At 67.7% G+C, this 22,818-nt stretch carries 21 protein-coding genes, 1 tRNA gene, 1 pseudogene and 1 riboswitch; of the genes and pseudogenes, 18 read left to right on the top strand and 5 right to left on the bottom strand.

What is annotated here, in order from left to right; translation table 11 throughout:
* The first annotated feature begins 3 nt into the window (after window positions 1-3).
* Window positions 4-80, top strand: a tRNA-Pro gene (locus tag OYT95_RS34245).
* Between the two features lie 60 nt (window positions 81-140).
* Here the strand turns inward: OYT95_RS34245 and OYT95_RS34250 are convergent.
* Complete coding sequence (locus OYT95_RS34250) at window positions 141-902, bottom strand: L,D-transpeptidase (protein WP_112298884.1); 762 nt, start codon at window positions 900-902, stop codon at window positions 141-143.
* Between the two features lie 182 nt (window positions 903-1,084).
* Here OYT95_RS34250 and OYT95_RS34255 point away from each other — a divergent pair, with 182 nt between their 5' ends.
* Entirely contained in the window at window positions 1,085-1,963 is an 879-nt protein-coding gene (locus tag OYT95_RS34255; protein WP_112298633.1) for a sigma-70 family RNA polymerase sigma factor, read from the top strand.
* 266 nt (window positions 1,964-2,229) lie between these two features.
* Here the strand turns inward: OYT95_RS34255 and OYT95_RS34260 are convergent.
* Window positions 2,230-3,450: pseudogene (locus tag OYT95_RS34260) on the bottom strand (MFS transporter); the annotation flags it as partial.
* 154 nt (window positions 3,451-3,604) lie between these two features.
* Here OYT95_RS34260 and OYT95_RS34265 point away from each other — a divergent pair.
* The gene (locus OYT95_RS34265) at window positions 3,605-4,045 is read left to right on the top strand and encodes an SRPBCC family protein (protein WP_037229377.1); all 441 of its coding nucleotides are present in this window, start codon (window positions 3,605-3,607) and stop codon (window positions 4,043-4,045) included.
* 6 nt (window positions 4,046-4,051) lie between these two features.
* Here OYT95_RS34265 and OYT95_RS34270 read toward each other — a convergent pair whose 3' ends face one another.
* Window positions 4,052-4,687, bottom strand: a complete 636-nt coding sequence (locus tag OYT95_RS34270; protein ID WP_037229707.1) for a TetR/AcrR family transcriptional regulator — start codon at window positions 4,685-4,687, stop codon at window positions 4,052-4,054.
* Window positions 4,688-4,898: 211 nt separating this feature from the next.
* Here OYT95_RS34270 and OYT95_RS34275 point away from each other — a divergent pair, with 211 nt between their 5' ends.
* The 15 genes from OYT95_RS34275 (at window position 4,899) to gcvP (ending at window position 19,713) form a co-directional block, all read left to right on the top strand.
* Window positions 4,899-5,702, top strand: coding sequence for an SDR family NAD(P)-dependent oxidoreductase (locus OYT95_RS34275; protein ID WP_037229378.1), 804 nt, complete (start codon window positions 4,899-4,901; stop codon window positions 5,700-5,702).
* Window positions 5,703-5,743: 41 nt separating this feature from the next.
* The gene (locus OYT95_RS34280; protein WP_037229381.1) at window positions 5,744-6,865 is read left to right on the top strand and encodes a DUF5938 domain-containing protein; all 1,122 of its coding nucleotides are present in this window, start codon (window positions 5,744-5,746) and stop codon (window positions 6,863-6,865) included.
* 34 nt (window positions 6,866-6,899) lie between these two features.
* Window positions 6,900-8,420 carry an acyl-CoA synthetase gene (locus OYT95_RS34285; protein WP_037229384.1) on the top strand — a complete coding sequence of 507 codons (1,521 nt, stop codon included), beginning with the start codon at window positions 6,900-6,902 and terminating at the stop codon, window positions 8,418-8,420.
* Window positions 8,421-8,492: 72 nt separating this feature from the next.
* A complete protein-coding gene (locus OYT95_RS34290) occupies window positions 8,493-9,110 on the top strand; it encodes an NUDIX hydrolase (RefSeq protein ID WP_037229709.1) in 618 nt (205 codons plus the stop codon).
* Window positions 9,111-9,152: 42 nt separating this feature from the next.
* A complete protein-coding gene (locus tag OYT95_RS34295; protein ID WP_037229387.1) occupies window positions 9,153-10,211 on the top strand; it encodes an SMP-30/gluconolactonase/LRE family protein in 1,059 nt (352 codons plus the stop codon).
* A 115-nt stretch (window positions 10,212-10,326) separates the two neighbouring features.
* Window positions 10,327-10,950, top strand: a complete 624-nt coding sequence (locus tag OYT95_RS34300) for a CDP-alcohol phosphatidyltransferase family protein (protein ID WP_037229392.1) — start codon at window positions 10,327-10,329, stop codon at window positions 10,948-10,950.
* On the top strand, window positions 10,950-11,813 hold the full coding sequence (locus OYT95_RS34305) for a DUF881 domain-containing protein (RefSeq protein WP_037229395.1): 864 nt from the start codon (window positions 10,950-10,952) through the stop codon (window positions 11,811-11,813). The genes OYT95_RS34300 and OYT95_RS34305 overlap by 1 nt, the downstream gene beginning before the upstream one ends.
* 32 nt (window positions 11,814-11,845) lie before the next feature.
* A complete protein-coding gene (locus tag OYT95_RS34310; RefSeq protein ID WP_005264197.1) occupies window positions 11,846-12,208 on the top strand; it encodes a small basic family protein in 363 nt (120 codons plus the stop codon).
* A 7-nt stretch (window positions 12,209-12,215) separates the two neighbouring features.
* Complete coding sequence (locus OYT95_RS34315; RefSeq protein ID WP_037229398.1) at window positions 12,216-12,962, top strand: DUF881 domain-containing protein; 747 nt, start codon at window positions 12,216-12,218, stop codon at window positions 12,960-12,962.
* A gap of 42 nt (window positions 12,963-13,004) precedes the next feature.
* Window positions 13,005-13,409, top strand: coding sequence for a glycine cleavage system protein GcvH (gene gcvH, locus OYT95_RS34320; RefSeq protein ID WP_037229400.1), 405 nt, complete (start codon window positions 13,005-13,007; stop codon window positions 13,407-13,409).
* 296 nt (window positions 13,410-13,705) lie between these two features.
* Window positions 13,706-14,230, top strand: coding sequence for an oxoglutarate dehydrogenase inhibitor Odhl (gene odhI, locus OYT95_RS34325; protein WP_370183841.1), 525 nt, complete (start codon window positions 13,706-13,708; stop codon window positions 14,228-14,230).
* Window positions 14,227-14,967, top strand: coding sequence for a transcriptional regulator FtsR (gene ftsR / locus OYT95_RS34330; RefSeq protein WP_005243120.1), 741 nt, complete (start codon window positions 14,227-14,229; stop codon window positions 14,965-14,967). The genes odhI and ftsR overlap by 4 nt, the downstream gene beginning before the upstream one ends.
* Window positions 14,968-15,116: 149 nt before the next feature.
* Window positions 15,117-15,590 (top strand): bifunctional nuclease family protein, encoded by a 474-nt coding sequence (locus OYT95_RS34335; RefSeq protein ID WP_005264201.1) that lies wholly within the window; start codon window positions 15,117-15,119, stop codon window positions 15,588-15,590.
* A 282-nt stretch (window positions 15,591-15,872) separates the two neighbouring features.
* On the top strand, window positions 15,873-16,493 hold the full coding sequence (locus OYT95_RS34340) for a MerR family transcriptional regulator (protein WP_037229402.1): 621 nt from the start codon (window positions 15,873-15,875) through the stop codon (window positions 16,491-16,493).
* Window positions 16,494-16,562: 69 nt separating this feature from the next.
* Window positions 16,563-16,686: riboswitch (glycine riboswitch) on the top strand.
* Between the two features lie 174 nt (window positions 16,687-16,860).
* Window positions 16,861-19,713 (top strand): aminomethyl-transferring glycine dehydrogenase, encoded by a 2,853-nt coding sequence (gene gcvP, locus OYT95_RS34345; RefSeq protein WP_037229404.1) that lies wholly within the window; start codon window positions 16,861-16,863, stop codon window positions 19,711-19,713.
* A 45-nt stretch (window positions 19,714-19,758) separates the two neighbouring features.
* On the opposite strand, the gene OYT95_RS34350 is transcribed toward gcvP, so the two are convergent.
* Together OYT95_RS34350 and OYT95_RS34355 are read right to left on the bottom strand one after the other, a co-directional pair.
* Window positions 19,759-20,913 (bottom strand): metallophosphoesterase, encoded by a 1,155-nt coding sequence (locus OYT95_RS34350; protein WP_037229407.1) that lies wholly within the window; start codon window positions 20,911-20,913, stop codon window positions 19,759-19,761.
* Window positions 20,910-22,697 (bottom strand): substrate-binding domain-containing protein, encoded by a 1,788-nt coding sequence (locus OYT95_RS34355; RefSeq protein WP_037229410.1) that lies wholly within the window; start codon window positions 22,695-22,697, stop codon window positions 20,910-20,912. Before OYT95_RS34355 ends, OYT95_RS34350 begins: the two co-directional genes overlap by 4 nt.
* Between the last annotated feature and the right edge of the window lie 121 nt (window positions 22,698-22,818).

Below are 22,818 nucleotides of genomic sequence, written 5' to 3' on the forward strand. Positions count from 1 at the left end.
GGACGGGCTGTGGCGCAGCTTGGTAGCGCACTTGACTGGGGGTCAAGTGGTCGCAGGTTCAAATCCTGTCAGCCCGACCAGATGATCAGCGAAGGCGGTTTCCCGGAAACGGGAAACCGCCTTTTCTGTGTCTCGGGCACTCAATCCGTCACGATGACCGGGTCGCCGATCTTCGCGTTGTCGTAGAACCACTGCGCGTTCTCAGTGCTGAGATTGATGCAGCCGTGGCTGACGTTCTCGAAGCCCTGAGAGTTCACCGACCACGGTGCGGCGTGCACGAAGATCCCGCCCCACGTGATTCGGGTGGCGTACTCGACGTAGAGCCGGTAGCCCTCCTCCGAGTCGATCGGGACGCCGTACGTCGACGAATCCATGATCATGTCGCGGAACTGCTCGATGACGGGGAACGTCCCGAGCGGTGTCTCGTATCCGGGTTTGCCCATGGACGCGGGCATGGTCTGAACGACCTGGTCGTTGATGCTGACGGTGAACTGGTGCGTCGTCGTGTTGGCGACGGCGACGAGTGCGTCACCCACCTGGAACTGCGATCTCGCGCCCGCCGCCTCGACGGTCACCCGGGTGTGGGCCGGCCAGAAGTGCTCCGGGGTCCACTGCACGGTGCGGTCGTCGATCCAGGAGAACTGCCCGGGGACCGGTGTCGACGGCATGATCCGGACACCCTGTTCGGCGAGTGCGCGATCGGACACCGGTGACGCGAACCGGACGACGACGGGGTGCGCGATGCCGACGACCTGACCGCTTGCGGGGGACAGTGCCGGGGTGATGATCTTCCCGGTGACGGCCGGGGCCTGCGCCGCCGCGGTGGCGCTCACTGCGCACACGGCCAGCGCCGCGAGTACCGAGACGAGAAACAGACGTCCGACCTGCTGCGCTTTCGACATGACGTCCAGCCCTTCAGCGACTGTGAGCGTCATTTCAGTTAACCACGGCGATATCCGACAGCGGAACCAGGGAAACTGGATGCATTGTGCGCATCAGAGAGCTACGGGCGACGCGACGTCGTCACATCGGCCGCGTTTCGCCGGTCACATAGGTGACAGACCGCGACGGAAGGATGTGACCGGTGAACGAGAACGACGTGCTGGCGCAGCAGTTCGAGGCCCATCGCACGCACTTGCGCGCGGTGGCCTACCGGATGCTCGGCTCGATCGGCGAGGCCGAGGACGCCGTGCAGGAATCCTGGCTGCGACTGAGCCGCACCGACGCCGACACCGTCGAGAACCTGGGCGGCTGGCTGACGACGGTGGTGGCGCGGGTGTGCCTGAACATGCTGCAGTCACGCAGGTCGCGGCGTGAAGATCCCCTGGACGCGGTGATGCCCGACCCGATCGTGACCCGGGCGGACGGCAGCGACCCCGAACACGAGGCGGTGCTGGCCGATTCGGTGGGTCTCGCGCTGCTCGTGGTCCTCGGCACGCTCGCTCCTGCCGAGCGGTTGGCGTTCGTGCTGCACGACATGTTCGCGGTGCCGTTCGACGACATCGCCCCGATCGTGGAGCGAACCCCGGCGGCCGCCCGGCAACTGGCCAGCCGCGCACGGCGGCGTCTGCAGGGAGCCCCCGTTCCCGACACCGATCCGGTCCGCCAGCGGGCGGTCGTCGACGCGTTCCTGGCGGCCGCGCGGAGCGGCGACTTCGACGCGCTCGTGGCGGTGCTCGATCCGGATGTCGTGCTCCGCGCCGATACCGGAGCACTGCCTGTGGGCGCCTCCACGACGGTGCGCGGTTCGGAGACCGTCGCGGGCCGGGTCCTCGGGTTCGCTCGGCTGGCTCGATTCGCGCATCCGGCGCTCGTCAACGGTGCCGCCGGGGTGGTCGCGATCTCCGACGGGCAGCTGCTGTCGGTCATGGGCGTCACGATCCGGCGGGGGAAGATCGTCGAGATCGACATCCTCGCCGACCGCGAGCGCCTCGCCGGGCTCGTCGTCGAGAACCTCGACTGACGAGCCCAGCGTGGTCAGTTCGTGCGGTGCTCGCCGTCTCCGTGTGCGTTGCCGGTGCGCAGGCCGATCAGGGCCGCGGCGACGAGGAAGATGCTGCCGGTCAGCAGCGCTCGCTGGAAGCCGAGGGTGAGTGCCTCGGGCACAGGCGAATTCGCTGCGAGCAGATGCTGGGAATGCGAGGTGGCGATCGCGGCGAAGATCGCGAGACCGAGTGCGCTGCCGACCTGCTGGGAGGCGTTCAACAACGCCGCCGCGAGCCCTGCCTCGCCGGCAGGCACACCGGCGTTGGCCGCGGTCGTCACACCGACGAAGACGGCGCCGAGACCGAACGACACGATCATCAGTCCGGGCAGCAGATCGTCGAGATAGGACCCGTCGACGGGAATCCGGGACAGCAGGTACAGGCCGGCCGAGGCCACCAGCGCGCCCGCGACGATGACGGGACGGGGTCCGGTCCGGGTGAGCACCTGGGAGGAAATCCCGGCGGCGACACCGACACCCAGGCAGAGCGGCAGGTAGGCGGCACCGGTCTGGATGGGGGAGTAGCCGAGAACGTTCTGCATGTAGAGAGTCAGGAAGAAGAACATCGCGATGAGACCCGCAAAAGCAATCAGCCCTGTGACATTGGCGGCGGCAAGCCCTTTGACGCGGAATATCGACAGCGGCAGGAGAGGGTGCGGATTGCGCTGCTCGTTGATCACGAACGCCACGATCAGAACGAATGCGCCGGCGAACTCGGCGATCGTGCGGGCGCTGCCCCATCCCTGGTCGGGTGCCTTCACCAGGGCGTAGACGAGCACCAGCATCCCGCCGGTGCCGAGCACACTGCCCGCGACGTCGAAATTCGCGAACCGGGCGCGGCGCCGGTCGCCGGGAATGAGCGCGAAGACCGCCGGAAGCACGAGCGCGCACGCCAGTGGGTTGACGAACAGCACCCATCGCCAGCCAGGCCCCTCGGTGAGCACGCCGCCGAGAAACACACCGACGGCGGATGCGAGACCGCCCACCCCGGCCCAGACACCCAGTGCGGTATGCCGCTCGGGGCCCTCCTCGAACGTCGTCGTCAGAATCGACAGCGCGGCCGGAAGCATCAGTGCCGCACCGACACCCTGCGCGAGCCGTGCGCCGATCAGGATCTCCGCGTTTCCGGCGAACCCGCCGATCAGCGATGACAGCCCGATCACGACGGTGCCGGTGACGAGCACGCGACGGCGACCGAGCAGGTCGGCCAGGCGGCCGCCGAGCAGCATGAATCCGCCGTAGGTGAGGAGGTAGGCGCTCGGGACCCATTGCAGTTCCTGAACCGAGATGTCCAGGTCGCTGCGCATGTCGGGCAGGGCGATGTTGACGATGGATGCGTCGACGAAGTCGAGAAATGCCACGGCGCACAACAGCGCCAGCGTGAGAGTGCCGCGGGCGGTGGAGAGAAACGGGCGTGCCGGGGTCGATCGTCCGGCCCGGGAGGTATCGCCGACCGAGATGTCCATGTCGAAGCCTTTCTGTGCTCAGGGTTCGTGCAGAGGACGCCGCAGTGGTCGTCCGTCACTTCTATGACCGACGGCCCGGCGGTGATGTGACCGCGCCGCGGCTGCGTCGCGAGTACTGTCGGAACCCGGCAGGTCACGGAAACGGGAGGCTGGCATGGCTGGACGGTTCGAAGGCACTGTTGTGATCAATCGCCCCATCGAGGAAGTGTTCGCGTACCTCGCCGCCGGGGTCAACGACCGGGACTTCAGTCCCCGGGTGCAGGAGATCGTGAAGAAGACGGACGGTCCGCCGGGCGTCGGGACCATCTTCGTCAGCACCGTCAAGGATGCCGGGATGACCACGAAGCGGGAGTTCGAGATCACCGAATTCGAGGTGCCACGGAAGATTCGCTGGGCGGAGCGTTCGAAGAATTCCATCACCGCGAAAGAGGGTGGTTACGACCTCGAACCCTCGGGCGCAGGGACCAAGGTGACGATCTTCAACGTGCTGGAGGGGCACGGAATAGGAAAGCTGATCGCACCTCTCGCCCTTCGGGCGGCCCGGAAGGACGCACCCGATTTCGCGCAGCGGATCAAGGCCGCCGCGGAGAAGTGACCGGCCTTACCGTGCCGGAATGACGAGCTCCAGTACCTGATCGACGTTGTCCGCGAGGCTGTCCGCCGCGGTGTCGTCGCCCGACAGATACCGTGCGAGGCTCTGCTGGAACAGTCCGTCGAAGACCGCATACATGGTGGCCGGGGCGATGGTGATCGTGCGCCCCGCCAGTTCCGCGTACCGGGACACGATGCGCCAGATCATGTTTTCGAGACTTTTGTCGATCGCGGCGACGTCTGCGCGGAACGACTCCTCGAACAGCGACTGCGAGCGGAGGTCGTACCAGAGGCGATGCATGGTGGCCTCGTCGCGGAGCGAATCCACCAGCACCCGGCCGAATCCCGCCTTCAACTCCTCGGGAGTCTGCGCTGTGGCGACCACGCCGTCGTATCGCGTGACGCACCGGGCCTTGTAGTGCCGGACGCAGTGCGTGATCAGATCGACCTTGTCGCTGAAGTAGTAGTGCAGGACGCCGTGGGAGAACTCGGAGTTCTGGGCGATCTCCCGGAGGCTGGTGCGGGCGTAGCCGAGTTCCGAGAGGGTCTGCAACGCGGCCTCGGCGAGCTGATCCCGGCGCTCGGCGAATTTGTCGACCTGGCGGCGCGAGACCCGATCGGCGTTCTTCTCGGCGACGGGTGTCACGGCAATGATTCCTGTTCGGCTCGCATGGTCCAGCACGGTGTGCATCAGTCTAGCTCGCGTTCCTTGACGACTGTGTAACAAAAACTTGACAGTCGTCAAGAGAATTCTTGACAGTCGTCCAAAGTCGAATACTCTGTGATCCACACCACATTGCAGGGCTCGGTCTCGTGACGTGGTTTCCGCGAATCGTCTCGTACGAAGGCAGGTCGGAATGAGCGTGAGTGATCTTGCAGGACGGAAAGCGCTGGTCACCGGTGGTGCGAAGGGGTTGGGCGCCGGTATGGCTGCCGCCCTCGCCGACGCCGGTGCGGCGGTCGTGATCGGCGACGTCCTCGAGGAGGAGGGGCACGCGACCGCCGATTCCGTCGGGAAGTCCGGCGTCGACACCGGATTCGTGAAACTCGACGTCACCGACGACGGCAACTGGGAGCGCGCCGTCGCCGCCACCGTGGAGCAACTCGGCGGATTCGACCTCCTCGTCAACAACGCGGGCATCGAGATCTCGTCACTCGTGGTCGACATCGATCCCGCCGACATCCGCCGGATGTGCGACGTCAATATTCTCGGTGTCGCGCTCGGTCTGAAACACGGTCTGCGCGCCATGCGTCCCGGAGGCGCGGCGGGAGCGGGCGGGGCGATCGTCAACGTCTCGTCGGTGGCCGCGACGATCCCGTTCCCGGGTATCGCCGGGTACTCCGCCACCAAGTCGGCCGTCGACCGGCTGACCCGGGTCGCGGCCCAAGAGGCAGGCAAACTCGGGTACGGCGTCCGCGTGAACTGCGTGTACCCCGGGCTGGTCGCCACGGAGATGGGACTCGGGCTGGCCGCCGACATGGAGAGGCTCGGACTGTGGCCCAGCGCCGACGCCGCGGTGGCCGACGTGATCGGCCTGACGCCGCTCGGGCGACTCGGCGAGGTCGCGGACATCGCCGACACCGTCGTCTTCCTGGCCTCCGACGCCGCTCGCTTCGTCACCGGAATCGGCCTGCCGGTCGACGGTGGCATGGGCATGTAACCGATCTCCCCGGACTCTTCTCACATTCTGAAAGGCACGTCATGACCGACAAGAAGCCCGTCATCGTCTACGGAGTCTCCGGTTACACCGGGCGGCTCGTGTGTGAATACCTGCGCGAGTTCAACATTCCGTTCGTCGCCGCGGGCCGGGACAAGAAGCGGATCCAGGAAGTGCTGGACCGCATCCCCGGGCTGGACACCGTCGACCACGAGGTGGTCGAGGTGGAGCACACTGTGCCGGCGCTGACCGAACTGTTCAGCGGCGCACGGGTTGTCAGCAACATGGTCGGCCCGTTCATCAAGCACGGCGCCGTCGTCGTCGAGGCGGCTCTCGCCGCGGGCTGTCATTACACCGACACGACCGGTGAGCAGGACTGGGTTCTGGACGTGCAGGCGAAGTTCGGCGACAAGTTCGCGGAGAAGGGGCTGCTGCTGTCTCCGGGCGTCGCGCAGATGTACACCACCGGTGAAATCGCCGCGAACATCGCGCTGGAGACGCCGGGGTTGGACACTCTCGACATCCTGGTGTTGTGGAAGGGCTTTCCCACCTACGCGTCCACGCAGACGATCTTCACGATCCTCAAGGCCGACTGGTACTACCTCGAACAGAACCGGTACGAGAAGTGGGACCCTGGTACCACATTCGACGTCGTGGTGCCGGGACAGCACCAGATGGCCCTCGCGCTGCCGTGGGGCGGCACCTGCCATCCCGTGTGGTTCAAGGACGATCCGCGGGTGGCGAACGTGAAGGCGGCAGGAGGCGTGTTCGACCGTTCCGTGATGGAGGGTGTCGTCGCGACGCAGAAGATGGTCGAGGAGCAGATCAAGACCCTTCCCGCGGACGAGCAGGACGCGGCCCTCGCGGAGATCGCCGGCTCCGTGCAGGCGGGAATGCCGCCGAGGGAGAACCCGCGCGTCAACACGTCGCTGGACTCCGTGTACGCGTCGGGCCCGCTGGGTCGGGCGCACTGCGTCATCCACGGAAACTGCAACTACAAACAGACGGGGCTCCTGCAGGCGTACGCCGCGTACTCCCTGTTGCAGCAGCCTCCGAAGCGGACGGGTCTCGCGTCGGCGTGCCAGGCGTTCGGGCATCGCGAACTTCTCGGAATCCTGCGCAGCTTCGGCCTCGTGATGGAGCCGGTTCTCACCGTGCAGAGCTGATCGTCCCGGCCGCGACTTCGAGGAGGACCGCACGATGCGCTTGACCGACTACCTCGACAAGGGTGCCTCGCTCGGACCGTCGGAGCCGTGCCTGACGATGGGCGACCGGACACTGTCGTACGCCGATGTCCAGGACCTGAGCCGGCGCGTCGCGGCCGCGCTGGCACGGTCGGGGATCGCCGCGGGCGATAAGGTGGCCGTCCTGTCCGGCAACGACCCGACCGCGTTCTCCTGCGTGTTCGGGATCAGCCGGGCGGGGGCGGTGTGGTGCCCGATCAACCCGCGGAACGAGGCCGCGGAGAATCGGGACCTGCTCGACCTCTTCGACTGTCGCTGCCTGATCTTCCAGAAGGCGTTCGCGCCCTTGGTCGATCGGATCCGGCAGCAATTGCCGCTGCTGACGACCCTCGTGTGTCTCGACGGCGACGAGGAGTACGCCCACCCGTTCGACGACTGGCTGGGTACCGAACGTCTCGACGCCGAGCCCGTCGACGACCTCGCGCTGATCGTCGGCACCGGCGGGACGACGGGGAAGCCGAAGGGTGTGATGCTCACCGGCCGGAACATCGAGACGATGTCTGCGCTGACCCTGATGAGCTACCCGTTCGACGGCAGACCGGTCTACCTCGCACTCGCGCCGTTGACGCACGCGGCCGGCGTCCTGTGCTTTCCGATCCTCGCCCTCGGCGGGCAGGTGGTCATCATGCCCGCGCCCGACCTGGGGCAGTTCCTCGCGCACATCGACCGGAACCGCGTCACCCACACGTTCCTCCCGCCGACCCTGATCTACATGCTGCTGGACCACGCCGACCTGGAGACGACGGACCTGAGCTCGCTGCAGTGCTTCTGGTACGGCGCGGCGCCGATCTCGCCGACCCGGCTCGACGAGGCGCTGACCCGGATCGGGCCGGTGATGGCGCAGCTGTTCGGGCAGAGCGAGGCGCCGATGATGATCGCGACGATGGCGCCGAAAGACCATTTCCACGCGGACGGCTCGGTCGCGACCGCCCGGCTGAGCTCCGCGGGCAGGCCCTCCCCGCTGGTCACCGTCGCGATCATGGACGGGCAGGGGACGCTGCTGCCTGCCGGTGAGCGAGGCGAAGTGGTCGTGCGCAGCTCGCTCGTCATGACGGGGTACTACAAGAATCCCGTTGCGACGCAGGAGGCGTCGGCGCACGGCTGGCATCACACGGGCGACATCGGGTACCTCGACGACGACAACTTCCTGTACATCGTCGACCGGGCCAAGGACATGATCATCACCGGCGGGTTCAACGTCTATTCCGTCGAAGTGGAACAGGCGCTCATGGCGTACCCCGGAATCCAGGACTGCGGGGTGATCGGGCTCCCCGACGAGAAATGGGGTGAACGTGTCGTCGCCGTCGTCCAGTCCCGAGCCGGAACACCGATCGAGGCCGACGCACTCACGGCGTTCGTGAAAGCGCGCATCGGCAGTGTGAAGACCCCGAAGGAAATCCTGGTCTGGCCCGATCTGCCTCGTTCCAAGCTGGGGAAGGTCCTCAAGAACGAGATCAGGCAGCAGTTGCTCGGCTGACGGCCGGCGCGGGGTTCGAAACGCGGAGGATCGAAGCGTGGGTTTCGCCGCGACTGGCGATACTGTCGGGTGATGGTGAATGGGCACGCACTGAGCAGGGACCGGCTCGCCGACGCGCTGGCGCGCTTCGAACCACGGATCGTGGACCCGACGAATCGGCGGTCCGCGGCGGTCGTGATCGCCGTGATGAACGACGGCGCCGACGGTCAGGCCGTTCCGCTGACCATGCGCCCCAGCAAGATGCGCGCGCACCCGGGGCAGTTCGCGTTGCCCGGCGGCGGAGTGGATCCGGGGGAGACCGGCGAGGACGCCGCCCGGCGCGAGCTGCACGAGGAACTCGGCCTCGACGTGGAGCCGTCCGCGGTGCTCGGCCGGCTCGACGACTATGTCACCCGCTCCGGGTACGTCATCACACCGTTCGTCGTGTGGTCGGACCAGCCGATCACGTCGCTCGTCCCCAACCGCGAGGAAGTGGCGGAAGTGTTCTCGGTGGGCGTTCCCGAAATCGACGCGGAGCCGCGGTTCGTCGAGATCCCCGAATCGTCGAAACCGGTGATCCAATGGCCGTTCCGGCGTCACCTCGTGCACGCCCCGACAGGCGCAGTCGTGTACCAGTTCCGGGAGGTCGCGCTGCACGGCAGGCACACCCGGATCGACGGTTTCGACCAGCCGGTCTTCGCCTGGCGTTAGCGAGACCCCATCGACCGGCGGGCACGACTAATCTCACAGTTCGTGACCCTCTTCGAGTCTCTCGCCCGCAAGCTCGACCGCACCGGTGTCGACCCCGTCGTCTGGCACGCCCCGCCGCCGCCACCCCTCACGGGAGTGCTCGCTCCCAACGGTGTGCTCGACGGCGCGCACCGCTGGACGCTCCCTACCGGAGAAGGCCCGGAGGACGTTGCCGTCGATCACGACGGCCGGGTGGTCACCGGAGGCAACGACGGCCGGATCTGGCGGTTCGACAGCCGAGGCGGTGCCACCGAACTCGCGAACACCCGCGGGCGCCCCCTCGGAGTCGAGGTCCTGGACGACGGCCGATTCCTGGTCTGCGACGCCGAGCGCGGTGTGCTGAGGGTCGACGAGAAGGGGCGCGTCGACGTGCTGGCCGACGCCGCGGCCGGGCGCCCGCTCGTGGCGTGCAACAACTCGGCGGTCGGCCGGGACGGCATCGTGTACTTCACCGACTCCTCGGCGCACTTCACGATCGCCGACCACCGCTACGACCTTCTCGAGCACCGGGGGACCGGCCGCCTGCTGCGCCTGGACCCGCGGACAGGGGAGACCGACCTCCTCGCCGAAGGACTGCAGTTCGCCAACGGCGTGGGACTGGCCTCGGACGAATCGTTCGTCCTCGTCGCCGAGACCGGCTCGTACCAGATCTCCCGCGTCGACCTGACCGGCCCGTCGCAGGGTGCGGCGTCGGTGTGGGCCGCGAATCTGCCCGGCATACCGGACAACATGACGTCCCAGACACGTGACGGGCTGTTCTGGGTGGCGCTCTACAGCCCGCGGATGCGGTTGCTGGACCTGCTCGCGCCGTACCCCACGCTGCGCATCGTCGCAGCGAACCTGCCGGAGGCCGTGCAACCGAATCCGGAGCACGCCGGCTGGGTGATCGCCCTCGATCACCGCGGCGAGATCGTCCACAGCCTGCGCGGAGGCAAGGGCAGCTATTCACCTGTCACCGGTGTGCGGGAACACGACGGGTGGCTGTACCTGGGAAGTCTGACCGCGGACGCCGTAGCGCGGGTTCCGGCCCCACCGCGACCGGGCGTCGCGCGGGGCGAATGACACGGCCGGACGGACGGGACGATCGACTGAACACCATCCCGGTTGTGGAAGAGTGGCGAGAGCGGTGCGACGAGCGCCCGAAGACAGGTCCGCACTCGACGCTGGGGAGATTTTGGTGAATTCGGTGGACCGGGACACTGCGCGGTCGGACCGGATCGTGACCGTCCCGAACCTCCTGAGCGTGGTTCGACTCCTCGGGGTGCCGCTGTTCGTGTACCTGCTGCTCGTCACCCATTCCGACGGGTGGGCGCTCGCGATCCTCATGATCAGCGGCTTCACCGACTGGCTCGACGGCAAGCTGGCGCGGATCCTGGACCAATCGTCGAAGCTGGGTGCGCTGCTCGACCCCTTCGTCGATCGGCTCTACGTCGTCACGACGCTGGTGACGTTCGTCCTGCGCGGATTCATCCCGTGGTGGGTGGCGGCCATCCTGATCGGCCGCGACGCCGTTCTCGCGCTCACGCTGCTCATCTACCGACGCCGCGGTCTGCCACCCCCCGACGTGATGTACCTCGGCAAGGGTGCCACGTTCCTGCTGATGTTCGCGCTGCCCATGACCCTCGCGGCGCACGGTGACTGGAGCATCGCGACCGTGGCGGAGCCGCTCGGCGCGGCGCTCCTGATCTGGGGCACGGTGCTGTACGTGTGGACCGGGTTGCTCTACACCGTGAACGCGCTGACCGTCGCGCGCACCGTTCCCGTGCGAGGACCGGGCGGCGAGGAACGCGAGGTCCATTGATGAAACGGACAGATTCCGGCATCCGCAGGAATCCGGTGCCGTCCCTGCTGCGGTCTCTGATGAACGATCATCTGGACCCCGGCTACGAGGGTGCGGCGGAGGATCGTGAACAGGGACATTCACGGCAGACGCGGGTCGGTCAGCAGGTGTGGGTCGCGATCGGTGCGCTGCTCGTGGGTCTGGTGCTGTCGGTCGCCTACCGGCAGGCGACCGAACGGCTTCCCGGCACCGAGCAGGTGCGGTCCGAGCTTCTGAGCAAGGTGCAGGACGCCGAGGACCGGGCGGGCGCCCTCGCCGCCACCCGGGACACGCTGTCGACACAGACCGACGACGCGCGCGCCACCGCGCTGGCCGGCGACGCCCGGGGTGCGGCACTGCTCGACGAGCTTCGTGGCCTCGAGGGAGACGCCGGAGTCGAGGCCGTGCACGGTCCCGGGCTCACCGTGACGTTGACGGACCCCGCGGCCAAGCCCAACCTGTCCGACTCGTCCCAGCGCAGTGTCGGGGGGAAGGCCGTGGTGCTCGACCGCGACCTCCAGTCGGTGGTCAATTCGCTGTGGGCGAGCGGCGCCGAGGCCATCGCGGTCGGGGACGTGCGGATCGGGCCGTCGGTGACGATCCGGCAGGCGGGTGGCGCGATGCTCGTGGACAATCAGCCGGTGTTCTCGCCGTACGTGGTCTCAGCGATCGGCCCGCAAGGGCCGATGCAGACCGGATTCGTGGTGAGCGACGCTTACCTGCGGATGTCCAGCGTGGCGCAGTTGTACGGCATCGGCTTCGCGGTGGCGGAGGCCGACGATCTCCACTTGCCCGCCGCCCCGGCGCGGGAAGTGCGGGCTGCCCGGGAAGTGGGAACACGATGACAACGGCGGAGTCGAATGGAGGCGTCACACGAATGAAGGCAGCACTGAAGGGCGGATCCGCGATCTACGGGGTGCTCGCCCTGATCGTGGGCATCGTGCTGGGCGTGGTGTTCAGCCCGCAAGTGCCCGACGCCGTGCAGCCCTACCTGCCCATCGCCGTCGTCGCCGCGCTCGACGCGGTGTTCGGCGGCTTGCGCGCGTACCTCGACGAGATCTTCGACTCGAAGGTGTTCGTCGTCTCGTTCGTGTTCAACGTCCTGGTGGCGGCCCTGATCGTGTGGCTCGGTGACCAACTCGGTGTCGGGACCCAGTTGTCCACCGCGATCGTCGTCGTGCTGGGCATCCGCATCTTCGGCAACGCGGCCGCGCTCCGGCGACGACTGTTCGGGGCGTGATCGCGGCGTGAGCGGACACGAGGGAAGACACGAACTGCACGGGAACGAACCGGCGACGTCGCAGCGCTCACACGTCGTCTTCGCGCTGCTGGCCGCGCTCCTGCTCGGCGGGCTGGGAATCGCGATCGTGACGCAGGTGAAGAACACCGGGTCCGGCGACACCCTCGACTCGGCGAGCCCGGCGGATCTGCTGGTCGTCCTGGACACGCTGAACCAGCGGGAGGCGGCTCTGCGGCAGGAGATCGCATCGCTGGAACAGACCTTGGCAACGTTGCAACAGAGTGGCAGTTCCGGGGCGGCGCTCGACGAGGCGCAGGCCCGGTTGACGGCACTGTCGATCCAGGTCGGCAGCGCACCGGCTACCGGCCCGGGGGTGACGATGCGCATCACCGACCCCAACAAGGGGGTCGGCTCCGAGGTTCTGCTCGACCTCGTGCAGGAATTGCGTGCCGCCGGCGCCGAAGCCGTCCAGATCCAGGGTGCGGAGGGCCCGCCCATCCGGATCGGCGTCGACTCCTGGGTGTCCGGTTCGGCCGGCGGCGTGTCGGTGGACGGCCGGAAGGTGAACGCCCCCTACGGGGTGGTCGCCATCGGTGATCCGCCGACTCTGGCGGCGGCCCTGAACATTCCCGGCGGGGTGGTCGACACGGTCGCGCGCAGCGGCGGACAGCTGACGATCGAACAATCGCAGCAGGTCACGATCTCCGCCTTGCGGGAGGCGAAACCTCGCCAATACGCTCAGCCCGGAAATTGATCTTCGCATCCGCCCGCGGATTGCCATCGAAAGGAAGCCACTGTGAGTGAGCTCGAAATCCCCGCCGATCGTCGGTACACCGCCGAACACGAGTGGGTCGAGCGGACGGGGCCCACGACGGTACGCGTCGGCATCACCGATTTCGCGCAGTCCCAGCTCGGCGACGTCGTGTTCGTCCAGCTTCCGGCGGTCGACGAGGACGTGACGGCGGGCGAATCGTTCGGCGAGGTGGAATCCACCAAGAGCGTCTCCGACATCTTCGCCCCGCTGACGGCGAAAGTCGTTGCCGCCAATGCCGATCTGGACGGCAACCCGGAACTCGTGAACTCCGCGCCGTACGGGCAGGGGTGGCTGGTGGACCTCGGTGTCGACGACGAGGCGACCCTCGATTCGGCACTGGCCGAAATGCTGGACGCCGCCGGCTATGCAGACATCACGGCAGGATAATTTCCCGAGAACACGCGAAGCGGTAATCGGATAGTTTCGGAAGGTGCCGACAGCCCGGAAAACCGGGTTGCCGGAGAAATCCGCTGTCGGAATACCGGTTCGTAATGTGCTGGCGGCCTGTCTCACTACACGCACCGGCGTGCGCAGGGTACGGTCGATGTTGAACGCATGTGCCGTGTCGGGGCGCAGGTCCGTAGTTTGAATGTGATCGTGGGAGTTTGCACAGAAGTTAATGTGCACGGGAACCGAATTATGTAGTACCGAGTGGCATTGCGTAGTCCAGCGAATCTTGCTGGATGATCGAACTAGGAGGAGAAACGGTGAGCGAGAACGGCAACGACGCGGTCTATGGGGAGACGCCGGCGGAAACCACGTCGGTCTTCCGCGCGGACTTTCTCAATGAGCTCGACAACTCCTCTGCAACCCAGGCCCCGGAAGCTCCGGTGTCGGGTGTGGAGGGACTGCCCGCGGGCTCTGCTCTGCTCGTCGTCAAGCGTGGACCGAACGCAGGGTCGCGCTTCCTGCTCGACCAGCCGACGACGTCCGCGGGACGGCATCCCGACAGCGACATCTTCCTGGACGACGTGACCGTCAGCCGTCGTCATGCGGAGTTCCGCCAGGAGGACGACGAGTTCCAGGTGGTCGACGTCGGCAGCCTCAACGGCACCTACGTCAACCGCGAGCCGGTCGACTCGGCTGTCCTGGCCAACGGTGACGAGGTCCAGATCGGCAAGTTCCGGCTGGTCTTCCTGACCGGACCCCGGACCACGGCCGGTGGCTCGCAGATCGGTGAGACGTCAGCTGGTGCGGGTAGCCAATGACCGCGGTGCGGCAGCAGCAGGCGCAATCGGGGATGTCGATCGGCTCCGTGCTGGATCGACTCCGCCCCGATTTTCCTGATGTGACGATCTCGAAGATCCGATTCCTCGAAGCCGAGGGTCTCATCAGCCCCCAGCGCACTCCCTCGGGGTATCGGCGATTCTCGATCGCCGACTGTGAACGACTGCGCTATGTCCTCACTGCGCAGCGCGATCAGTATCTGCCGCTGAAGGTCATCAAGGAGCAGCTCGAGGCCATCGACAGAGGTGTGGCCACGGTCGGCGCAGGCGATTCTTCGCCGCGCCGGCCGCGCGCGCTCACCGTGGCCCCGGGTGAGGTGTCTCCCGAGGAGTTCCTCACCGACCGTGAGGTGCGGATCAGCCGCGACGACCTGATCTCCCGGGCGGGAATCGACGAGAAGTTCCTCGGCGAACTGACCCGTGGGGGCCTGGTCGTTCCCGGACCGGCGGGGTTCTTCGACGAGGACGCGGTGACACTGGCGCGCACAGCGAGGGCGATGTCCGAGTTCGGACTCGAGGTCCGGCACCTGAGGGCGTTCAAGCTGGCGGCCGACCGCGAGGCAGGGTTGGTCGCGCAGATCGCCGGGCCCGTCGCCAAGGGCCGTGACGCCGGCGCACGTGATCGCGCCGAGGAGATGGTGCGCGAACTGGCCGCGTTGTCCCTCACGTTGCACACCTGCCTGGTGAAGTCGGCAGTCCGGGGTGCGCTCGATCGGTGACGTGCGTTCGCCGACCGTCCCACCTCGGAAGTTCCCAACGACGCTGCGCTCGAACGGCTGTACGGTCGAAGAGCAGACACGAATCGAATAGAATCCTGGTACGGCATTGTGTGCCGCGGACGGACCATTGCAGGGTGGAGGCAGACGCGATGAGCGAAATGCACGTGATCGGAGTTCGTGTCGAGCAGCCCCAAAATCAACCTGTTCTGCTGTTGCGGGAAACCGACGGCGAGCGGTACCTGCCCATCTGGATCGGCCAGACCGAGGCCACCGCTATCGCACTCGAACAGCAGGGCGTCGAGCCGGCGCGTCCACTGACCCACGACCTGATCAAGAACCTGATCGAAGCCTTCGGCCGCACCCTGAAGGAAGTCCGCATCGTCGACCTCCGCGAGGGCACGTTCTACGCCGACCTCGTATTCGACCAGAACACCCGCGTCTCGGCTCGCCCGTCCGACTCGATCGCCATCGCACTCCGGATCGGGGTTCCGATCTTCGCCGAGGAAGCGGTGCTCACGGAGGCCGGTCTGGTCATGCCCGACGAGCGCGAGGACGAGGTCGAGAAGTTCAAGGAATTCCTCGAGTCCGTGTCGCCGGACGATTTCAAGGCCACTGACGGCTGATGTGCACCTGCAGAAAAGCCTCGGGCGCGGTAACGGTTGACGTTCTCCCGGCGCGTTGCGTTGACCCGGTCTCTTCGGAGTCATAGCGTTCGGTGCAGTGATTTTCTGCCCTGCAGATTGTATCGGGCGTACGCTGAGTAGGTTCAGGGTACGGACTAGCTCGATGTCACTGGTGGCGCTTGCGCCGCCCGATGTGCTGCGGCTGTGCCGCGGACACTGGCGACGCGCGTCACAGGCGCACTGATCGTCGGGTTCAGTGCAACATGCGAGAGGGAGTAGTCAGTGGGAGATCGGCCGCAGGAGAATGCGCTGAATCTTGCGCCCGGCGACAACGTTGCCGAGTCCGAATTCAGCTCCGAGGAGATCCAACCGGGCCTCTTCCCGGACGATTCCGTGCCCGACGACCTCGTCGGATACCGCGTCCCCATCGCCTGCCAGATCGCGGGAATCACCTACCGCCAGCTCGATTACTGGGCTCGCACATCCCTCGTCGTGCCGTCCATTCGTGGCGCAGCAGGCTCGGGCAGCCAACGGCTGTACTCGTTCAAAGACATCCTCGTCCTCAAAATCGTCAAGCGACTGCTCGACACCGGAATATCCCTGCAGAACATCCGAGTGGCCGTCGACCACCTCCGTAAGCGCGGAGTGCGGGACTTGGCCAAGATCACACTTTTCTCGGACGGGACCACGGTCTACGAGTGCACGTCCCCGGAAGAGGTCGTCGATCTGCTCCAGGGCGGGCAGGGTGTCTTCGGTATCGCGGTGAGCGGTGCGATGCGCGAACTGACCGGCACCATCGCCGATTTCCCGGCAGAGCGCGCCGACGGCGGCGAGAGCGAGCAGAGCCCCGAGGACGAACTGGCGTCGCGGCGCAAGAACCGAGCGAGCCGCAAGACAGGCTAGCCCGTATCCGTCGGCGGCGGCGCTGCCTGCGCCGCCATCTGCAGCCGTGACATAGACTGGGCGGTGCGTCGACGCCGTGCGGGAGAGTTCCGGGCACTGCAAGCACAGAAACATCGTGTGTGCGGGAGTTCGGGCGCCGAAGGAGCAACACCTCCCCGTCAATCTCTCAGGCAGACAGGACCGTGCGGGCTCCGACGTCTCTGGAAAGCGGTGGGAGCACCCACCCGCCCACGGGGAAAGGGCCGTCTTCACACGCGAACGACGGTACCGAATCTCTCAGGCGCTCGACTCGAGCAGGCGACAGAGGGGGAGGGACGTTCCGCTACGCGGGGCGTGTCCTGATCCTCCGAACTGCTTGGGAGTTGTCGTGATCGACGCTGGAAGCCGTACATTCGCCGATCGTCATGTCGGCCCGAACGCTGCGGAACTCGCGCACATTCTCGAACTGGTCGGAGCCGATTCGCTCGACGACCTCGCGTCGAAGGCCGTCCCCGCCGTCATCCTGGACGGGGTCACGGGCGGCATCGCCGACGGCCTCGACGCACTGCCCGCACCGGTATCCGAGCACGAGGCGCTCGCCGAACTGTCCGCACTCGCCGCGCAGAACACCGTGGCGACGTCCATGATCGGTCTCGGCTACTACGACACCCTCACCCCGCCGGTCCTGATCCGGAACATCATCGAGAACCCGGCCTGGTACACGGCCTACACGCCGTACCAGCCCGAGATCAGCCAGGGCCGCCTCGAAGCCCTCCTCAACTTCCAGACGATGGTCGCCGACCTGACCGGCATGGAGGTCGCCAACTCGTCGATGCTCGACGAGGCCACCGCCGCCGCCGAGGCGATGACGCTGCTGCGCCGGGCGAGCAAGAGCAAGTCCCCGCGGTTCGTCGTCGACTCCGACCTGTTCCCGCAGACGCTGGCCGTCGTCGAGACCCGGGCCGAGCCGCTCGGCATCGAGATCGTGGTGGCCGACCTGTCCGCCGGCCTCCCGGACGGTGACTTCTTCGGTGTCCTCGCGCAGATGCCCGGCGGGTCCGGTCGCATCGTCGACTACACCGACGTGATCGCCGCCGCCCACGAGCGCGGCGCACTGGTCGCGGTCGGGGCGGATCTGCTGGCGCTCACTCTCCTCACCCCGCCCGGCGAGATCGGGGCCGACGCCTGCTTCGGCACCACGCAGCGGTTCGGTGTCCCGATGGGCTTCGGTGGCCCGCACGCCGGCTACCTCGCCGTGCACACCAAGCACGCACGCCAACTCCCCGGCCGTCTGGTGGGCGTCTCCGTCGACGCCGACGGTGACAAGGCCTACCGACTGGCGCTGCAGACCCGCGAGCAGCACATCCGCCGCGAGAAGGCGACGTCGAACATCTGCACCGCTCAGGTGCTGCTGGCGATTCTGGCGGCCATGTACGCCAGCTACCACGGTGCCGAAGGACTGAAGGCGATCGCCCTGCGCGTGGCGAACACGGCGCGCTCCCTGGCTGCGGCGCTCCGCAAGACCGGGGCAGTCGTCGTCCACGAGCACTTCTTCGACACGATTCTCGTGCGTGTCGACGGCCGGGCGGCGGACGTGGTGGCGAAGGCGAAGGACGCCGGCATCAACCTGCGGCTCGTCGACGCCGATCACGTCGCCATCGCGTGCGACGAGGCCACCACCACCGACGACGTCACGCACGTGCTGGCGGCGTTCGGCGGCGAAGGCCCGGTGACCGACGAAGCGGGCACGTCCGTCCCCGACGCGCAGCTCCGCGGATCCGACTACCTGCAGCACGAGGCCTTCACCCGGTACCGCACCGAGACGGCGATGCTGCGCTACCTGCGGGCGTTGTCCGACAAGGACATCGCACTCGACCGCAGCATGATCCCGCTCGGTTCCTGCACGATGAAGCTCAATGCCACCGCCGAGATGGAAGCGATCACCTGGCCCGCGTTCGCCGGGCTGCACCCGTTCGCTCCGACCGGGGACACACCGGGAATTCTCCGCATCATCAAGGACCTCGAGAACTGGCTCGTGGCGGTCACCGGCTACGACGCGGTCAGCCTGCAGCCGAATGCCGGTAGCCAGGGCGAGTACGCGGGACTGCTCGCGATCCGCAACTACCACCTAGGCCGCGGAGACGACCACCGCGACACCTGCCTCATCCCGTCGAGCGCCCATGGCACCAACGCCGCATCCGCGGTGATGGCCGGGATGCGCGTCGAGGTCGTCGCCTGCCGCCCGAACGGTGACGTGGACCTGGACGACCTGCGGGCGAAGATCGCCGACCATGCCGAGCGCCTCGCGGCGATCATGATCACCTACCCGTCCACGCACGGTGTGTACGAGCACGAGATCGCCGACATCTGCGCCGCCGTCCACGACGCCGGCGGCCAGGTGTACGTCGACGGCGCCAACCTCAACGCCCTGGTCGGCCTGGCCCGTCCCGGCCGGTTCGGCGGCGACGTGAGCCACCTCAACCTGCACAAGACGTTCTGTATCCCGCACGGTGGTGGTGGCCCCGGTGTCGGTCCGATCGGTGTGCGGTCCCATCTGACGCCGTTCCTGCCCGGACATCCGCTCGCACCGGAACTCGGCACCGGCGGACCGATCTCCGCGGCCCCCTACGGCAGCGCGTCGATCCTCCCGATCACGTGGGCGTACATCCGGATGATGGGCGCCGTCGGACTGCGCCGGGCAAGCCTGACCGCGATCGCGTCGGCCAACTACATCGCCCGCCGCCTGGACGAGTACTTCCCCGTCCTCTACACCGGCGAGGGTGGAATGGTCGCCCACGAGTGCATCCTCGACCTCCGGCCGATCACCAAGGACACCGGTGTGACCGTGGACGACGTCGCAAAGCGCCTCGCCGACTACGGATTCCACGCACCGACGATGAGCTTCCCGGTGGCGGGCACGCTGATGGTGGAGCCCACCGAGAGCGAGAACCTCGAAGAGATCGACGCGTTCTGCGAGGCGATGATCGCGATCCGCGCCGAGATCGACCGGGTGGGCGCGGGGGAGTGGCCGGTGGACGACAACCCGCTGCGCGGTGCCCCGCACACGGCCGGTTGCCTGGCAGCGGAATGGAACCACCCGTACACCCGTGAGACGGCGGTGTTCCCCCGCGGCAAGGCACGGCCGAAGGTGTGGCCGGCCGTCCGGCGCATCGACGGTGCGCACGGCGACCGCAACCTCGTGTGCTCCTGCCCGCCGATCTCCGCGTTCGAAGGCGCCTGACACAGACGATGCCCGTCCCGCTCACGCGGGGCGGGCATCGCTCGCTCAGTCCTCGCGCACCAGCTCGAGGATCGTGATCTCCGGCGGGGCGCCCACACGCACGGGCGGACCCCACGTGCCCACACCGCGGGTCGTGTACAGGACGGTGTTCCCGATGCGGTCCAGTCCCGTCACCGACGGCTGCTGCAGCGGCACCAGATAACCCAGCGGCCACATCTGCCCGCCGTGCGTGTGCCCCGACAGTTGCAGGTCGACACCGAGGTCGGACGCTTCCAGTGCCTGCCGCGGTTCGTGCGCGAGCAGCACGACGAACGTCGACGGATCGTGTCCGGCGAGCGCGGCGGGAAGATCGGGTTCGTAGGGGGCCGGCGAGGAATAGTCGTGGATGCCCGCGATGTCGATGGTGGCGCCGCCGCGGGTGATCGTCGCGCGCTCGTTGCGCAGCGTCCGGATGCCCAGTCGGTCCCACACGTCCAGCCACCGGCCACCGTCGTCGGCGTAGAACTCGTGGTTGCCGCTGACACCGAACACCCCGAGTGGGGCCTCGAGGTCGGCGAGCGGTTGCAGATCGGGCGATACCTTCGCGACGGTCCCGTCGACCAGATCGCCCGCGATCGCGACGAGATCCGGCTGCTCCGCGTTCACCAGGTCGACGACGCGACGGGTGAAATCGACTCCTCGCGCCGGGCCGACGTGGAGGTCGGACACGAGCGCCACCCGCACACCGTCGAACTCGGCGGGGAGACGTGTCAGCGGCACCCGAACCCGCACGATCCGCGGCCGCGCGGCCTCCGACACCCCGTAGCCGGCGGCGGCGACGGCACCCACCACGACGACGGTGGTGGCGATGCGCAGGCTTCGCCGCCGCGACAGGTCGACCCGTTCGCCGTTCGCGGTGCCGCGCAGGCGGCCGAACAGCCGCGTCAGCAGCGACATCAACGCAACCAGGAGAAGCCCGAGCACCAGATAGAACATCGCGCCGAGCCACACCCAGCCCACCCACCCGGGGGGACGCGCCCATCCCGGGTCGAAGGCTTCGCCGCTGCCGACTCCGATGACGGCGAGCACCCACAGGACCACGAGAGTCACGTCGACGACCACCGACCAGGGGCGACCGAGTCCGGTGGCCCGGACGAGTCGCCGGTGGAGCCACCAGGTGACGACTGCGAGGAAGACCGCGAAGACCAGGAGCCTTGTCACGACAGCAGCTTGCTGATCGCGGTCGGCAATGCCGCTCCGTCCGAGGACGCGACCTTCTCCAGCGACCCGCCGGTGCGATCGGCCAGCGCCTGCAACGTGTTGAGGTCGGAGTTCTCGCCGATCGTCACCACGTCGATGCGCACCGGCTTCGACGTGCTCGAGGCCGCGGCGATGGCGGACAGCAGATCAGCGCGCGCCACGGAGTCGTCGTTGGCGCCGTCGGTGACGAGCAGCACCGAGTTGGTGCGGCCGGGCGTGTATCCGTCGACCGCGCTCGTGTAGGCAGCTTCGAGGGACGTGTAGGTCGAGGACCCCGTGGCGGGTGTCGCCTTGGCGAGCCGGGCGTCGAGCGCCTGCCTGCGGGTGCCCTCGGTGAAACCGCCCGCCGAGAGGGGACCGGTCGCGACCACGGTCGTATACGGCCGGGACCCGTCGAGCGCGGTGCTGTACTCCCACAGCCCGAGATTCGACGAGTCCGGAGAACGGTCCACGTGGGCTGCGAGCGCTGCCGTCGTGTTCGCCAGGCGCGTCGCCGTCCCCTCACGCTCGCCCATCGAGCTGGACAGGTCGAGCAGGACGGTGGAGGTGCGTGGCGTGATCGGATTCCGGATCACCTGCATCAGCTCGGCCGCAGCGGCTGCATCCGCGGGAACCAGGGTGGATTCGAAACCGGGAAAGGCCAACGGGGTGTCGTCGGGCCGGGCGAGTCCTTCGACTCGGAACCCGGCGTCGGCCAGGACCTGTGCCTGTTCGGGCCGACGGACGAACTCCGCGAACTGCGCGGCGGCGCGGCTCTGCGTCTCGTCGACGGACGGGCCGGCCAGGACGGCCGCCGGGTGATCTGCCACGGGTGTCGGACCCTTCGGCATCGAGGTGGTGATGTCGGCTCCGGGTGCGTCGCGCAGGGCCTGGTAGACCTGCTGTTCGGTGGCCGCGACCGCGTGGATGCCGGAGGTGGCGGGATCGCCCTGCTCGGCCAGCGCGGTGAGTGCCTCCCGCGTCGTCGCGGGTTTCGTCCCCGACGACGCCTCGTAGCCGAGCGCCAGAGCGGTGAGCGCCGACGTGACGGGTACGGAACGTGCCTGCTCCTCCGTCACCGGCCCCGTGCTGCTTCCCGTGACCGCGGCCGCGACCGCCTCGACTGCCATCTCCGTGCTCTCGGCGCCGGGGCCGACGGGGAGCGGCACGCCCAGGCTGCCCCAGCCCGGCAGGCCGAGCGTCGCGAGGGAGTCGCGGCCGGTCTGCAGCGACGGCAGATCCTTCCAGTCGATGGCCGTCGTGCCCGGTGCGTTCGCGAACGCCGTCCGGACGGCGAGCACCACGGGGCTGGTCGCCAGGGGCCGGGCTTCGCCGCTGATGACGCCGGTTGCCGAAACCTGCTTGACGGAGTGCGAACTGGACGGAATCCACAGGGCGGGGCGGGGACCGAGTGCCGCTGCGTCCCAAGGGCCGTCCGGCCCCGCGGACAAGGCGTCGCGCACGGTGTCGGACGCGACGGCAGTGACCGTCACCGACACGCACTGATCGCGGATCACCGGCGCCGTCTCCGTGAAATGGTCGGCGAGAGTCTGGAGCTGGGGTGCGATGTCGGGATCCGCCGCGACCGCGAGCACGGATTCGCCTTCGACGCAGGCGCCCGCGGCTGCCACTCCCTGATCGTTGATCCGGTCACGCAACTGGAACCAGCCGAACACACCCAGCACGATCACGACGACGAGACCGAGCACGATCAAAGGCCCTCTGCTGATACCCCTGGCGCGCGATTCGCCGCGATGCTGCCCCACGTGCTTTCCAGCCCCTGTCCGACGAGTTGACGTTGACCCTCGCAGTGTAGTGATGCGCAGGATCACCTCGCCTGACACGTGAGTGGCGAAGTGTGCCGGGGCACGCTTCGCCACTCACGTG

It is taken from the genome of Rhodococcus sp. JS3073 (genome assembly GCF_026810085.1).
GTDB classification, from domain to species: Bacteria; Actinomycetota; Actinomycetes; order Mycobacteriales; family Mycobacteriaceae; genus Rhodococcus_F; species Rhodococcus_F wratislaviensis.

Excerpts from the sequence above, each read along its gene's own strand:
- OYT95_RS34275 (WP_037229378.1), top strand. The coding sequence starts at position 4,899 with ATGAGCGTGAGTGATCTTGCAGGACGGAAAGCGCTGGTCACCGGTGGT.
- OYT95_RS34265 (WP_037229377.1), top strand. The coding sequence starts at position 3,605 with ATGGCTGGACGGTTCGAAGGCACTGTTGTGATCAATCGCCCCATCGAG.
- odhI (WP_370183841.1), top strand. The coding sequence starts at position 13,706 with ATGATCGAACTAGGAGGAGAAACGGTGAGCGAGAACGGCAACGACGCG.
- OYT95_RS34305 (WP_037229395.1), top strand. The coding sequence starts at position 10,950 with ATGAAACGGACAGATTCCGGCATCCGCAGGAATCCGGTGCCGTCCCTG.
- OYT95_RS34310 (WP_005264197.1), top strand. The coding sequence starts at position 11,846 with ATGAAGGCAGCACTGAAGGGCGGATCCGCGATCTACGGGGTGCTCGCC.
- OYT95_RS34290 (WP_037229709.1), top strand. The coding sequence starts at position 8,493 with ATGGTGAATGGGCACGCACTGAGCAGGGACCGGCTCGCCGACGCGCTG.
- ftsR (WP_005243120.1), top strand. The coding sequence starts at position 14,227 with ATGACCGCGGTGCGGCAGCAGCAGGCGCAATCGGGGATGTCGATCGGC.
- OYT95_RS34335 (WP_005264201.1), top strand. The coding sequence starts at position 15,117 with ATGAGCGAAATGCACGTGATCGGAGTTCGTGTCGAGCAGCCCCAAAAT.
- OYT95_RS34285 (WP_037229384.1), top strand. The coding sequence starts at position 6,900 with ATGCGCTTGACCGACTACCTCGACAAGGGTGCCTCGCTCGGACCGTCG.
- OYT95_RS34250 (WP_112298884.1), bottom strand. The coding sequence starts at position 902 with ATGTCGAAAGCGCAGCAGGTCGGACGTCTGTTTCTCGTCTCGGTACTC.
- OYT95_RS34280 (WP_037229381.1), top strand. The coding sequence starts at position 5,744 with ATGACCGACAAGAAGCCCGTCATCGTCTACGGAGTCTCCGGTTACACC.